Source organism: Dechloromonas denitrificans, assembly GCF_001551835.1.
Lineage (GTDB): Bacteria > Pseudomonadota > Gammaproteobacteria > Burkholderiales > Rhodocyclaceae > Azonexus > Azonexus denitrificans.
In genome coordinates this window covers 205,423-219,459 of sequence record NZ_LODL01000019.1, presented here as the reverse complement: position 1 = coordinate 219,459, position 14,037 = coordinate 205,423, and the positions used below count along the sequence as shown (strand labels likewise).

Below are 14,037 nucleotides of genomic sequence, written 5' to 3'. Positions count from 1 at the left end.
CCATGAACAGCCAACGACTTCGCCTCCTGTTCTTCTTCGCCTGCCTGCTCCTGTTGCCGGCTCATGAGGCGCTGGCCGAACTGGTCGTCGTCGTCAACGCGCGTAGCGGTGTCGCAGTCATGACGCGCAACGAAATCATCAATATCTTCTTCGGGCGCTATCGCCAGTTTTTCAATGGCGTCGATGCGCAACCGGTCGACCTGGTCGATAGCCACGCGGATCGGGCGCGTTTCTATAGCGCATTGGTCGGCAAGGATCTGTCGGACGTCAATGCCTATTGGTCGCGCCAGGTCTTCTCGGGACGCATGCAGCCGCCGCCGCGTGTGGCGAATCCCGATGAGGTCATGAAATGGGTCAGTGCGCATCCGGGGGGGATCGGTTTTGTCGATCTTGTTAAGGCCGATGCTCGCGTTCGGGTGGTTTACGAATTCAAGCCCTGAGCGGGTTTGCGAATAATTTGGGGTTGGCGTTGAACGTTGAATTGATTGGTCTGGTCATTATCTTTGTAGTGATTGCAGTGATCGTCATCCGGTCGCAGTAATCGGGCGGCTTGCATATTGGTGCAGGTTTGGCCACTATTCGAATACCACCAAATCAATAAAGGAGACAAATATGCCAAGACGCGCGATCAACGAAATTCTGGTCGGCCGCACCTTGATTACGGCCAGTCCTGAAATGACTGTCCGCTCAGCGTGCCGCCTGATGGCCGAAAAGAAAATCGGTGCTCTGCTGGTCGTTGAAAATCAGCGGATTGCCGGTATCTTTACCGAGCGTGATGCGCTCAACAAGATTCTTGCCGCCAGCCTGGATCCCGATACGACAAAACTGCATCAGGTCATGGTGCGCGAACCGCAAACGATCCGCGCCGACAAACCGCTGGCCTATGCGCTGCACATGATGGCCGAAGGCGGTTTCCGGCATGTGCCGGTGGTTGACGATGATGGCGGGCCGGTCGGCATGGTCTCGGCACGCGATGCCCTGGGCCAGGACATGGTCGATCTGGAGCGTGATATGCGGCGCCTCGAAGAACTCGAGGGCTCGATCGGTTACTGAGCGGGAGCTTGCCAGCCCAAGCGCGCCAGTGTGGCGGCGAATTCGCCGGACACTGGCGCTTTTATTTGCAGCGGGGCGCCGCTTTCCGGGTGCTGGAAATCCAGTTGTGTGCACGCCAGCAGCAGGCGGTGACAATCAAGGTGTTCGGCAAAAAATCGATTGTGCCGCCCTTTGCCGTGAGTGGCGTCGCCGATGATCGGGTGGGCGATGTGTTTCAGGTGCCGGCGCAACTGATGCTTGCGGCCGGTGACCGGGTTTAGCTCGACTAAGGCGTAACGACTGCTCGGGTAGCGGTCGACGGCTACCGGCAGTTCGACTTCGGCCAGTCGGCGATAGTGGGTGAGGGCGCTTTGCGGGGCTTCGCTGCAGCGATCGCCGGCGAACTCATAGTCGTCGCGCTGGCGGCGCAAGGGGTGGTCGATACTGCCACTCTCCGGCGGGTGGCCGCGCACGACGGCGAGATAGCGCTTGGCGACCGTCCCGGCTTCGAATTGCTTGCCCAGCCGACTGGCTATTTCGCTGGACAGCCCAAAAAGCAGGATGCCCGAGGTGCCCCGGTCAAGGCGATGGGCTGGCCAGACGCGCTGGCCAATTTGGTCGCGCAGAATCTGGATGGCAAAGCGTGTTTCGTGACGATCGATTTCCGAGCGATGGACGAGCAGGCCGGGTGGCTTGTCGATGACGACGATATGCGCGTCGCGAAACAGTATCGTCAGTTGCTCAGCCAAAGAAACGGCTCTTGGCCTCGCCAGGCAGTGCCATCCCGGTCACGTGGGCACGCTCCAGCAACTCCCAGTAGTAGCGATAGGAGGCGCGGTCGTGCAGCTTGCCTTCGTGCTGGATCGGGCCCCAGTCGGTGTCCTGGGCAGCGATCAGGATCTCGCTGGCGGCCTGGACCTCCGAGAAATCGGGGCGCATGGCTTCGACGATGGGGAGGATCTGGTTGGGGTGAATGCTCCACATGCGCAGATAGCCGAATTCGCGGCGGGCGCGGCGGGCATCGTTGCCGATGTATTCGAGATCCTTGAGTTCGGTCGTCACGTTATGCGATGGAATGACGCCGTTGGCCAGCGCGGCGGCGCTGATCTCGCATTTGGCGCGGGCGACCAGAGGGTGGTCGAACTGGCCGGGGCTTTTCATCGCGCTGCCGGGGATTGCACCATGGTGACCGGAAACGAAGTCCATTAGGCCGAAATCCAGGCTCTCGACACCAGGCAGGGCGGCGATTTCCCAAACCTCGCGGAGCGCGCCGTGGGTTTCGATCAGCACGTGTACCGGAATCCGGCGGTCAACGTTCAATTTGAGCTCAATTTCACGCAGGGCTTCGATCTGGACCCTGACATCGCCGGCACTGCACGGCTTGGGCAGCGTGATGAAGGGCAGGCGATTGCCGGCGATGCCGACCAGGATTTCCATGTCTTGCCGCCAATGGGCATGGGTCACGTCATGGACGCGGGCACCAACCCGATTGAACAGGTTGTCTTCGCTCATGACCAGCCGGGCGGCCATTTCGGCATGTTCACGTTCCGCACCGGCGTGCGCACCGTCCTCGCAGTCACAGGTGATGTCGAAGATAGGGCCGAGTTCCTTCTGCAACTGGAGCGCTTTGCGGATCAGCTTTTCCGAGCCGGCATAGTGGTCGACCGCAGGAAGAACGGGAAAGGGCTTTTCGCCGGCAAAAAGAACCGCAGTGGGATGGCGCATGATTTTCGATCGTCACAAAAGAAAAAGGCCGCGGCATTTTACCGCGGCCTTTCAGTGCAGCTAAGAGAAATGCTGGATTACAGCATGTCCTTGACGGCTTCGGCTTCGTCGGTCAGTTCCTTGAGCGTGAAGTTCATCTTTTCACGGCTGTATTCGTCGATTTCCAGGCCCTGGATGATCTTGAAAGAGCCGCCCTTGCATTCGCACGGGAAGCCGTAAACGATGCCGGCCGGAATGCCGTAGGAACCATCGGACGGAACGCCCATCGTGACCCAGTCGCTGGAGCCGAGGACCCAGTCGCGCACGTGGTCGATGGCAGCGTTGGCGGCGGAAGCAGCGGAAGACAGGCCGCGCGCTTCGATGATGGCGGCGCCGCGCTTGCCGACGGTCGGCAGGAAGACGTCGTTGTTCCAGGCGTGATCGTTGATCAGGGCCTTGACGTTGTCGCCGTTCGACTCGCAGTTGCGGTAATCGGCATACATCGTCGGCGAGTGGTTACCCCAGACAACCAGCTTCTTGAAGGAAGAAACGCTGCGGCCAGTCTTCTCGGCCAGTTGCGACAGGGCGCGGTTGTGGTCGAGGCGCAGCATACCGTGATAGTTGTTCGGGTTGGTGCGGCCGACCTTCTTGGCGGCGGCGGCGGCGATGTAGGCATTGGTGTTGCAGGGGTTGCCAACGACCAGAACCTTGACGTCTTCCTTGGCGTTCTCGGCAATGGCCTTGCCCTGAACGGTGAAGATGGCGCCATTGGCGGTCAGCAGGTCGGCACGTTCCATACCCTTGGTGCGCGGACGGGCGCCAACCAGCAGACAGACGTCGGCATCCTTGAATGCAACGTTCGGGTCATCGGTCGCAACCATGCCGGCGAGCAGCGGGAACGCGCAGTCGTCGAGCTCCATCATCACACCCTTCACGGCTTGCTGAGCTTGCGGCAGGTCGAGCAACTGAAGGATGACCGGCTGGTCTTTGCCGAGCATTTCGCCGGAGGCGATGCGGAACAGCAGGCTATAACCGATTTGGCCGGCGGCACCGGTTACGGCAACGCGCATGGGGGCTTTGGACATATGTCGCTCCTGTATGAAACAGCGTGATTGAGATTATTTGAATCTGCTCGGAGACCGGCCTTTGTTCTTACCTTGCAGTCAGCAGGCTCGAGAGGATGACGATGTTAGAAGTTCGGGGCGGGGCTGTCAATTCATCATCTGTCTTATATAAGACAACTTTTCGTGGACGCCTGTGTGGAAATGTGCTGAAATTTGCACCATGACTCGTGACGCTTCCCGTCCTGCCCGCATGCCTTCGCCCACCTTTAGTCCGCTCTATCGGCAGATCAAGGATTTTTTGATCCGCAGCCTTGAGGTTGGTGAATGGGGTCCGGGCGATGCGATTCCCAGTGAAGGGGAGTTGGCGACCCGTTTCAGTGTCAGTCAGGGGACCGTGCGCAAGGCGATCGATGAGATGGCGGCGGAAAACCTGCTGGTTCGTCGCCAGGGCAAGGGAACTTTTGTTGCTACCCATGACGACCCGCGCTCCTTTTACCGCTTTCTCCGCCTGGTTTCCGACGACGGGACGGTGACGCATACGGTCAGTGATCCGTTTTCCTGTGAGTTGCAGTCGGCAACACCCGAGGTGGCTTCGGTGCTCGGTTTGCAGGTTGGTGATCGGGTGCTCTGTGTCGAGCGCCTGCTGCGTTTCAACGGGGAGCCGGTTGTTTTTGATCAGATTTATCTGGTTGCCGATCTGTTTGCCGGTTTGTCGCTTGAGAAGCTGCGGGGCGGCGAGCGTTCGCTTTACAGCTTGTTCGAGAGTGATTTTGGGGTGCGCATGATCAATGCCGAAGAGCATTTGCGTGCAGTGGCAGCCGACCCCTACAGTGCAGGTCTGCTCGGCGTGCCCGAGGGCTCTCCGCTGTTGCTGGTTGAGCGGACGGCCTACACCTATGGCAACAAGCCGGTTGAGTGGCGGCGCGGTCTTTATTGCACGCGTCAGCATTATTACCGGAACGATTTGGGGTGAGAGAAAAAGTTCTTCGATATTGGCCGGAAAGCACGTGTTTTGGCGTGTTCTGGGCGATTTTGAATGTATAATTACGGTTCTTTTCAAACCACGTACAAGCGGATAACCGCAACTTTACGCGAGGGATGACGTTCATGGCAGAAATGACCATCAAGAAACGTCCAAAAAACTTGGACTTGACCACTATCAGGTTGCCTTTGCCGGGCAAGGTTTCAATTCTTCATCGCGTCAGCGGTGTGGGTTTGTTCCTTTGTTTCCCGCTTATGCTTTGGCTCTTCGGGGCTAGCCTGGCTTCGGCGGAAAGCTTCGCTGCCTTCAAGGCGGTAACGGCGATGCTGCCTGTAAAAGTTGTTCTGGCAGGTCTGCTCTGGGCCTTTGTTCATCACTTCTGTGCCGGTATTCGCTTCCTGCTGCTGGATGTGCATGTTGGTATCGAAAAAGAGGCTGCTCGCAAGTCGGCGGGCGTTGTGTTCGCGGTCAGTATTCCGCTGACCCTGGTCCTCTGGGGGGCTCTGCTGTGATCAATCGTATCGTTGTTGGTGCCCATTACGGCCTCAAGGACTGGATTGCTCAGCGCGCTACGGCTGTGATCATGGCGGTCTATTCGGTCCTGATTGCGGCAGTTTTGCTGGTCGTTCGTCCGTCATCGTTTGAGGCTTGGCAGGGGGTTTTTGCCAACGGCTTCATCAAGTTCATGACCTTCCTTTTCTTCGTCAGCCTTTTTTACCACGCCTGGATCGGCGTGCGTGACATCTGGATGGACTACGTCAAGCCGACGGGCCTGCGCCTGAGCTTGCATGTGCTGACCATTGCCGCGCTGGTGGGTTACACCGCGTGGACTGCTGCGATTCTCTGGAGGCTGTAAGCGTGAGTATTCCTGTTCTGAAGTTTGATGCGGTCATCGTCGGTGCCGGTGGCGCCGGTCTGCGTTCCGCAATCCAATTGTCCGAAGCCGGTCTGAAGACCGCCGTGCTTTCCAAGGTTTTTCCGACCCGCTCGCACACGGTTGCGGCGCAGGGTGGTGTGGCTGCCTCGTTGGGTAACTCCGAGGAAGATCACTGGACGTGGCACATGTACGATACCGTCAAGGGTTCCGACTGGCTCGGCGACCAGGATGCTATCGAGTTCATGTGCAAGAAAGCCAATGAAGTGGTTGTCGAGCTTGAGCACTACGGCATGCCGTTCGACCGTACCGACGACGGAAAAATCTATCAGCGTCCGTTCGGTGGTCACATGTCGAACTTCGGCGAAAAGCCGGTGCGTCGTTCCTGTGCAGCGGCTGACCGTACCGGTCACGCCATGCTGCATGCGATGTACCAGCGCAACGTCAAGGCCAATACCCAGTTCTTCGTTGAATGGATGGCGCTGGATCTGATCCGTGACGAAGAGGGTCACGTCCTCGGCGTTACCGCCATGGAAATGGAAACCGGCCAAGTCGTGATCTTTCACGCTCGCGCCACCATTTTCGCAACCGGCGGTGCCGGCCGTATCTTCTACTCGTCGACCAATGCCTTCATCAATACCGGTGATGGCCTGGGTATGGCGGCCCGCGCCGGCATCCCGCTCGAAGACATGGAATTCTGGCAGTTCCACCCGACCGGCGTCGCCGGTGCCGGTGTGCTGATTACCGAAGGCGTGCGCGGCGAAGGTGGTATCCTGCGTAACAGCAGCAAGGAACGCTTCATGGAGCGTTACGCGCCGAACGCCAAGGATTTGGCGTCGCGCGACGTGGTGTCCCGCGCCATGGCCACCGAAATCAAGGAAGGTCGCGGCTGTGGCGTCAACAAGGACTACGTCCTGCTCGACATCACCCACCTCGATCCGGCCACTATCATGAAGCGCCTGCCCGGTATTCATGAAATCGGTCTGCAGTTCGCCGGTGTCGATTGCCTGAAGGAGCCGTTGCCGGTAGTGCCGACCTGTCACTACCAGATGGGCGGTATCCCGACCCATTACTCCGGCCGTGTCGTGATGCCCAAGGATGGCGACATGAACAGCGTCGTTCCCGGTTTCTACGCCGGTGGCGAGTGCGCCTGCGCCTCGGTGCACGGCGCCAACCGCCTCGGTACCAACTCGCTGCTCGACCTGCTGGTCTTCGGCAAGTCGGCCGGTGATTCCGCGGTTGAAGATCTCAAGGCTGGTCGCGCTCACCGCGAACTGCCGAAGGATGTTGCCGACAAGACCCTGGCCCGTATTTCGGCACTGGACAACCGTAAGGGTGGTGCCAACGTGCACGAAACCCGTCTGGCTATGCAGCGCACGATGCAGGACCACGCTGGCGTCTTCCGTTTTGGCGACATGCTGAAGCAGGGCGTCGAGAAGATCCTCGAAGTCGAAAAGGCTGCTCGCCAGCTCGAAATCAAAGACAAGTCGCAGGCTTGGAACACGGCCCGGACCGAAGCCCTCGAGATGGAAAACCTGATCGAGGTTGCCAAAGCGACGATGATTTCTGCCGAGGCCCGCAAGGAATCCCGTGGTGCTCACGTTCGCGACGATGCCCCGGATAGCGCAGAGTTTCCGAATGGTCGCAACGACAAGGAATGGCTGAAGCACACGCTGTTCTCACCGGTTGATAACTCGATCAACTACAAGCCGGTCAACATGCAACCCTTGACCGTCGAGGCCGTAGCCCTCAAGACGCGCTCGTACTAATTGGAGTCCAGAATGAGCAAACGCATGGTTCAATTCAGTATCTATCGCTACGATCCGGACAAGGATGACGCGCCTTACATGCAGGACATCTCGGTCGAACTCGAACCGACTGACCGCAAGTTGCTGGACGCGCTGACCAAACTGAAGGCCAAGGACGACGCGATTTCCTACCGTCGCTCTTGCCGCGAAGGTGTTTGTGGCTCTGATGCCATGAACATCAACGGCAAGAACGGTCTGGCCTGCCTGACCGATATCGATAGCTTGAAGCAGCCGATCGTGCTGCGTCCGCTGCCTGGTCTGCCGGTCATTCGCGACCTGATCGTCGATATGACCCAGTTCTTCAAGCAGTACCACTCGATCAAGCCCTACCTGATCAACAACGATCCGGCTCCGGAACGCGAGCGTCTGCAATCGCCGGAGGACCGAGAGGAACTGAACGGTCTCTACGAGTGCATTCTGTGCGCCTGCTGCTCGACCTCTTGCCCGTCGTTCTGGTGGAACCCGGACAAGTTCGTTGGTCCGGCCGGTCTGCTGGCTGCTTACCGTTTCATCGCCGATACGCGCGATCAAGCGACCAACGAGCGTCTTGATAATCTCGAAGACCCGTATCGCCTGTTCCGTTGCCACACCATCATGAATTGTGTTGACGTATGTCCGAAGGGTTTGAACCCGACCAAGGCCATCGGCAAGATCAAGGACATGATGGTTCGTCGCGCCGTCTGATGGAACGAAAGGACTACGAACGCCTGCGTTGGCGCTGTATCCGTCGTGCCTTGCTCGAACTCGATATCACGCTGACGCGTTTTCTCGATAACGGTTTCGACAAGCTCAACGATGAGGAACAGCAGGCGTTCGTGGAACTTGCCGATATGGAGGATTACGATCTCTGGGACTTGATCAACGGCAAGGCAGAGATTGATGATCCTCGCTTGGCGCCCGTTGTGGCGTTGCTTCGTAAGAGTTGAGTAAGGTTTGCATTTTAAATTTCGAATGTTTACCGCTTTTTTGGCATTGCAGTGACAACCAACACCTGTAAAGGGAATAATCCATGACGACCGAACGCAAGGCAACTTTGACAATTGACGGACAGGCTCCCGTCGATTTCCCGATCATGTCCCCGACGCACGGCAACGACTGCGTCGATATTCGCACGCTGGGTGCCAAGACCGGTTTGTTCACCTACGACTCCGGTTTTCTCTCCACCGCCAGTTGCAAGTCGAAAGTTACCTTTATCGACGGCGATAAGGGCGAACTGCTTTACCGTGGTTACCCCATCGAGCAGTTGGCTGAAAACTGCAACTTCCTCGAAGTCACCTATTTGCTGAAGAACGGCGAACTGCCGAATGCCAAGCAAAAGACCGATTTCGAAAGGACCATCAAGAACCACACCATGGTTCACGAGCAACTCGCCAAGTTCTTCTCCGGCTTCCGTCGCGATGCGCATCCGATGGCCGTAATGACCGGTGTGGTCGGCGCCCTGTCCGCCTTCTACCACGACGCCATGGACTTTTCCGATGCCGAACATCGCAACGTCAGTTTCAACCGTCTGGTTGCCAAGCTGCCGACCATCGTCGCCATGGCCTACAAGTACAACACCGGTGCGCCGTTCATGTATCCGGATAATGAACTGGATTACACCGCCAACTTCATGCGCATGATGTTCGGCAATCCGTGCGAGAAATACGTGCCGAATCCGGTTCTGGTGCGCGCCCTCGATACCATCTTCACGCTGCATGCCGATCACGAGCAAAATGCCTCGACCTCGACGGTGCGTCTGGCCGGCTCTTCCGGTGCCAATCCGTTTGCCTGTATCGCTGCCGGTATCGCCTGCCTGTGGGGCCCGGCACACGGTGGTGCCAACGAGGCCTGCCTGCAGATGCTGGAAGAAATCGGCGACGTTTCGCGCGTTCCCGAATTCATCGCCCGCGCCAAGGACAAGAACGATTCTTTCAAGCTGATGGGCTTCGGTCACCGCGTCTATAAGAACTTCGACCCGCGCGCCACGCTGATGCGCAAGGTTTGCAACGAAGTGTTGACCGAGCTTGGTCTGCAAAATGACCGCCTGTTCAAGCTGGCTATGGAACTTGAGCGTATTGCTCTGGAAGACCCGTACTTCGTCGAGAAGAAGCTCTACCCGAACGTGGACTTCTACTCCGGCATCGTTCAGAAGGCGATCGGTATTCCGACCGAAATGTTCACCTGTATCTTCGCGCTGGCTCGTACGGTCGGCTGGATGACGCAGTGGGAAGAAATGATCACCGATCCGGAATACAAGATCGGTCGTCCGCGTCAGTTGTACATTGGCGCCGCCAAGCGCGACGTTGTACCGCTTGCTCAACGCGGCTAAAATAGAAAAAGGCGGCCGTATGGCCGCCCTTTTTTTACCCGCAAAGCCTGATCGCTTTGCAGCCCGCAGCTACAGAGAAAGACAATACCCTCAAGGGGACGCCTATGACTACGATGAATAACCTGTTCGACAGCACGATGTTCTTCGGCGGCAACGCGCCGTTTGTAGAAGAGCTGTACGAAAACTATCTTGATGATCCGACTTCGGTTCCAGCCGAGTGGCGTGATTACTTTGACCGCCTGGCCCAGATGCCGGGCTTTGTTGCACGTGACGTGGCGCATGCTCCTGTCATTGCCGCCTTTGCCGAGCTCGGCAAGGATGGTGGTTTCAAGCCGGCTGCACCCACCGGTGGTGATAACAAGAAGCAATCGGCGGTTGGCCAGCTGGTTACTGCCTACCGCTCGATGGGCACCCGCTGGGCTGATCTGGATCCGCTCAAGCGTTTGGCTCGTCCGAAAATTGAAGAACTGGAACCGTCCTTCTACGGCTTTTCCGATGCCGATCTCAACCAGACCTTCAATGTCGGTTCCCTGAAGGGCCTCCCGGACAATGCCAAGTTCGGCGATATTCTGGAAACCCTGAAGCAAACCTACTGCGGCACGATCGGTGTCGAATACATGTACATGACGGAGTACACCGAGAAGCGCTGGCTGCAAGAGCGCCTCGAAAACATCCGTTCACGTCCGAACTACTCGGCTGACCAGAAAAAGCGCATTCTGGAGCGGTTGACCGCAGCCGAAACGCTCGAACGCTACCTGCACACCAAATATGTCGGCCAGAAACGCTTTTCGCTCGAAGGCGGCGAATCGCTGATCGTCGCCATGGATGAAACCATCCGTACCGGCGGTACGGTCGGTATCGACGAGATCGTCATCGGCATGGCCCACCGTGGCCGTCTGAATGTGCTCGTCAACACGCTGGGCAAGGCACCGTCCATGCTGTTCGCCGAATTTGAAGGCAAGAAGAAGGTTGATCTCTCGGCGGGTGACGTCAAGTACCACATGGGCTTCTCGTCCGATGTGGCGACTGCCCAAGGTCCGTGCCACCTGACGCTGGCCTTCAACCCGTCGCACCTTGAAATCGTCAACCCGGTCGTCGAAGGCTCGGTGTACGCCCGTCAGGTTCGTCGCGGCGAAGCCAGCAAGAACAAAATCCTGCCGGTTCTGATCCATGGCGACTCCGCGGTGGCTGGTCAGGGCGTCAACCAGGAAATGCTCAATTTTGCGCAGACCCGCGGCTACGGCACGGGCGGCACGCTGCACATCGTCGTCAACAACCAGATCGGCTTCACCACCAGCGATCCGCGCGATTACCGTTCCGGTCACTACTGTACCGACATCTTCAAGATGGCCGATGCGCCCATCTTCCACGTCAATGGCGACGATCCGGAAGCGGTCGCGCTGGTGACCCAGATTGCTGTCGAGTTCCGTCAGCAATTCAAGAAGGACGTCGTCATCGATATCATCTGCTTCCGCAAGCTCGGTCACAATGAGCAGGACGAGCCGATGGTCACCCAGCCGCTGATGTACAAGATCATCAGCAAGCATCCGGGTACCCGCAAGCTCTACGGCGACAAGCTGATTGCCGAAGGTGTGCTGGCCGCCGATGGTCCGGATCAGATGATTGCGCAGTACCGCGAACACCTCGACAAGGGCGGGCTGCTCTACAACCCGGTGCTGGCTGGCTACAAGCATCCGAACATGATCGACTGGACGCCGTTCCTGACCAAGAATTACATCGAAACCTGCGATACCTCGGTGCCGATGAAGGAACTGAAGCGCCTGGCCGAACGCCTGACCGCATTGCCGGACAGCTTCACGCTCCACTCGCGCGTCAAGAAGATCGTCGAAGACCGCGCTGCCATGGGCGATGGCAAGCTGCCTGTTGACTGGGGTATGGCCGAGAACCTGGCCTACGCCTCGCTGCTGGTTTCCGGCTACGGCGTCCGCATCTCCGGTGAAGACGTCGGCCGTGGCACCTTCTTTCACCGCCATGCCGCCTTCCACGACCAGAACCGCAACAGCTGGGACGAAGGTACCTACTACACCCTGAAGAACCTGCAGGAAAAGCAGGCCGGCTTCCAGTGCTACGACTCCGTCCTTTCGGAAGAAGCCGTGCTCGCTTTCGACTACGGTTACGCCACTGCCAACCCGTATGAGCTGGTTGTCTGGGAAGGCCAGTTTGGCGACTTCGCCAACGGTGCGCAGGTCGTTATCGACCAGTTCATCGCCTCCGGTGAAGCCAAGTGGGGTCGTGCTTGTGGCTTGGTCATGCTGCTGCCGCACGGCTATGAGGGTCAGGGGCCGGAACACTCGTCTGCCCGCCTCGAACGCTACATGCAGGCCTGCGCCGAAATGAACATGGAAGTCTGCGTGCCGTCCAACGCCGCCCAGGTTTTCCACATGCTGCGCCGTCAGGCTGTTCGCATGCAGCGCAAGCCGCTGGTGGTGATGACGCCTAAATCGCTGCTCCGCCACAAGGATGCCGCCTCGTCGCTGGAAGATCTGGCGAATGGCGAATTCCAGCGTGTGATCGGTGAAATCGACACGATCGATGCGAAGAAGGTCAAGCGGGTGATTCTCTGCTCCGGCAAGGTCTACTACGATCTGCTGGCCGCCCGTCGCGAGAAGAAGATCACTGATATCGCCATCGTTCGTATCGAACAGCTTTACCCGTTCCCGAAGGATTCGCTCGAGAAGGAACTGGCCAAGTACCCGAAAGCCACCGAAGTCGTCTGGTGTCAGGAAGAGCCGCGCAATCAGGGTGCCTGGTACTGGTTCGCCTCGCGCCATCACCTGGACAGCGGACTGGGTGCCAAGCAGAAGTTGCTGCTGGTTTCCCGCCCGGCCTCCTCTTCGCCGGCGGTTGGCTACCTGGCCAAGCACAACGAGCAACAAAAGGCACTGATCGAGTCCGCCCTGGGCAAGATCGAGTACTAATAACTAAAGCAGAGTGGAGTCATTATGAGCATTATTGAAGTCCAAGTTCCCCAGCTTTCCGAGTCCGTTGCCGAAGGCACGCTGGCATCCTGGAAAAAGAAGATCGGCGAGGCTGTTGCCCGCGACGAAATTCTGATCGATATCGAAACCGACAAGGTAGTTCTCGAAGTCCCGTCACCGGGTGCCGGCGTCCTGGTCGAGATCGTCAAGGGCGACGGTGAAACCGTTGTCTCCGGCGAACTGATCGCCCGCATCGACACCGCTGCTACCGCCGGCGCCGTTGCGCCGGCGGCTGAAGCGCCGAAGGCTGCTGCTCCGGCTGCCGCTCCGGCACCGGCCGCTGCTGCACCGGCTGGTACGGCTAGCCCGTCGGCCCGCAAGATCCTCGACGAAAAGGGCATCGCTGCCGCTGACGTCGCTGGTTCGGGCCGTGGTGGTCGTGTCACCAAGGAAGATGCGGTTGCTGCTGCACCAAAGGCCGGCCCGATTGCTGCACCGGCCGCCGCCAAGGCTGCGCTGCCGACGCCGCCGGTTGCTGTCGCTCTGGGCGACCGTACCGAACAGCGCGTGCCGATGACCCGTCTGCGTGCCCGTATCGCCGAGCGTCTGCTCCAGTCGCAGCAAACGAATGCCATCCTGACCACGTTCAACGAAGTGAACATGGGCCCGATGATGGCGCTGCGCAAGCAGTACGGCGAAAAGTTCGAGAAGGCGCACGGCGTCCGCCTCGGCTTCATGGGCTTCTTCGTCAAGGCCGCCTGCGCTGCGCTGCAAAAGTTCCCGGTCCTCAACGCTTCGGTTGATGGCAATGACATCGTCTATCACGGCTACATCGACATCGGTATCGCCGTCGGTTCGCCGCGTGGCTTGGTCGTGCCGATCATCCGCAATGCTGACCAGATGTCCATCGCCGAAATCGAGAAGAAGATCGCCGAATTCGGCGCCAAGGCCAAGGACGGCAAGCTGACTATCGAAGAGCTGACCGGTGGCACCTTCTCCATCTCCAACGGCGGCATCTTCGGTTCCATGATGTCCACTCCGATCATCAACCCGCCGCAGTCCGCGATCCTCGGCATTCATGCCACCAAGGATCGTGCCATGGTTGAAAACGGTCAGGTCGTCGTCCGCCCGATGAACTATCTGGCGATGTCCTACGACCACCGCATCATCGACGGCCGCGAAGCCGTCCTTGGTCTGGTGACCATGAAGGAAGCGCTGGAAGATCCTTCCCGCCTGCTGCTCGGCGTCTAATCGACGTTGCCCGGCGCCAGTGTCCCGTGCAGGGCGCTGGCGCTTTTGCACATCTGAAATCTGAAAGGTTTACAC

The 14,037-nt window shown here is 58.6% G+C and carries 14 protein-coding genes; 11 read left to right on the top strand and 3 right to left on the bottom strand.

The window, feature by feature from the left end; translation table 11 throughout:
- Positions 1–2: 2 nt before the first annotated feature.
- Both AT959_RS08820 and AT959_RS08815 read left to right on the top strand, forming a co-directional pair.
- Positions 3–440 carry a hypothetical protein gene (locus tag AT959_RS08820; protein WP_066882619.1) on the top strand — a complete coding sequence of 146 codons (438 nt, stop codon included), beginning with the start codon at positions 3–5 and terminating at the stop codon, positions 438–440.
- A 172-nt stretch (positions 441–612) separates the two neighbouring features.
- Positions 613–1,053 (top strand): CBS domain-containing protein, encoded by a 441-nt coding sequence (locus AT959_RS08815; RefSeq protein ID WP_066882618.1) that lies wholly within the window; start codon positions 613–615, stop codon positions 1,051–1,053.
- On the opposite strand, the gene AT959_RS08810 is transcribed toward AT959_RS08815, so the two are convergent.
- The 3 genes from AT959_RS08810 to AT959_RS08800 all read right to left on the bottom strand — a co-directional run bounded on the left by AT959_RS08810 (position 1,047) and on the right by AT959_RS08800 (position 3,821).
- The gene (locus tag AT959_RS08810; RefSeq protein WP_083518308.1) at positions 1,047–1,781 is read right to left on the bottom strand and encodes a tRNA pseudouridine(65) synthase TruC; all 735 of its coding nucleotides are present in this window, start codon (positions 1,779–1,781) and stop codon (positions 1,047–1,049) included. The genes AT959_RS08815 and AT959_RS08810 overlap by 7 nt on opposite strands.
- Positions 1,774–2,757, bottom strand: a complete 984-nt coding sequence (locus AT959_RS08805) for an HpcH/HpaI aldolase/citrate lyase family protein (RefSeq protein WP_066882617.1) — start codon at positions 2,755–2,757, stop codon at positions 1,774–1,776. Before AT959_RS08805 ends, AT959_RS08810 begins: the two co-directional genes overlap by 8 nt.
- Positions 2,758–2,834: 77 nt before the next feature.
- Positions 2,835–3,821 (bottom strand): malate dehydrogenase, encoded by a 987-nt coding sequence (locus tag AT959_RS08800; protein ID WP_066882616.1) that lies wholly within the window; start codon positions 3,819–3,821, stop codon positions 2,835–2,837.
- Positions 3,822–4,020: 199 nt separating this feature from the next.
- On the opposite strand from AT959_RS08800, the gene AT959_RS08795 reads away from it, so the two are divergent.
- From AT959_RS08795 to odhB, 9 genes are all read left to right on the top strand, one after another.
- Positions 4,021–4,773 carry a GntR family transcriptional regulator gene (locus tag AT959_RS08795; RefSeq protein WP_083518307.1) on the top strand — a complete coding sequence of 251 codons (753 nt, stop codon included), beginning with the start codon at positions 4,021–4,023 and terminating at the stop codon, positions 4,771–4,773.
- Between the two features lie 134 nt (positions 4,774–4,907).
- The gene (gene sdhC, locus AT959_RS08790; protein WP_066883033.1) at positions 4,908–5,294 is read left to right on the top strand and encodes a succinate dehydrogenase, cytochrome b556 subunit; all 387 of its coding nucleotides are present in this window, start codon (positions 4,908–4,910) and stop codon (positions 5,292–5,294) included.
- Positions 5,291–5,638, top strand: coding sequence for a succinate dehydrogenase, hydrophobic membrane anchor protein (gene sdhD, locus AT959_RS08785; RefSeq protein ID WP_066882614.1), 348 nt, complete (start codon positions 5,291–5,293; stop codon positions 5,636–5,638). The genes sdhC and sdhD overlap by 4 nt, the downstream gene beginning before the upstream one ends.
- A 2-nt stretch (positions 5,639–5,640) precedes the next feature.
- A complete protein-coding gene (sdhA, locus tag AT959_RS08780) occupies positions 5,641–7,425 on the top strand; it encodes a succinate dehydrogenase flavoprotein subunit (protein WP_066882613.1) in 1,785 nt (594 codons plus the stop codon).
- 12 nt (positions 7,426–7,437) lie between these two features.
- Positions 7,438–8,148, top strand: a complete 711-nt coding sequence (locus tag AT959_RS08775) for a succinate dehydrogenase iron-sulfur subunit (protein ID WP_066882612.1) — start codon at positions 7,438–7,440, stop codon at positions 8,146–8,148.
- A complete protein-coding gene (locus AT959_RS08770) occupies positions 8,148–8,390 on the top strand; it encodes an FAD assembly factor SdhE (protein WP_066882611.1) in 243 nt (80 codons plus the stop codon). The genes AT959_RS08775 and AT959_RS08770 overlap by 1 nt, the downstream gene beginning before the upstream one ends.
- An 83-nt stretch (positions 8,391–8,473) precedes the next feature.
- Positions 8,474–9,772: a citrate synthase gene (gene gltA / locus AT959_RS08765; RefSeq protein ID WP_066882610.1), complete on the top strand. Its 1,299-nt coding sequence runs from the start codon at positions 8,474–8,476 to the stop codon at positions 9,770–9,772.
- Positions 9,773–9,876: 104 nt separating this feature from the next.
- Positions 9,877–12,711: a 2-oxoglutarate dehydrogenase E1 component gene (locus AT959_RS08760; protein WP_066882609.1), complete on the top strand. Its 2,835-nt coding sequence runs from the start codon at positions 9,877–9,879 to the stop codon at positions 12,709–12,711.
- Between the two features lie 24 nt (positions 12,712–12,735).
- Positions 12,736–13,962 (top strand): 2-oxoglutarate dehydrogenase complex dihydrolipoyllysine-residue succinyltransferase, encoded by a 1,227-nt coding sequence (gene odhB / locus AT959_RS08755; RefSeq protein ID WP_066882608.1) that lies wholly within the window; start codon positions 12,736–12,738, stop codon positions 13,960–13,962.
- The last annotated feature ends 75 nt before the right edge of the window (positions 13,963–14,037 follow it).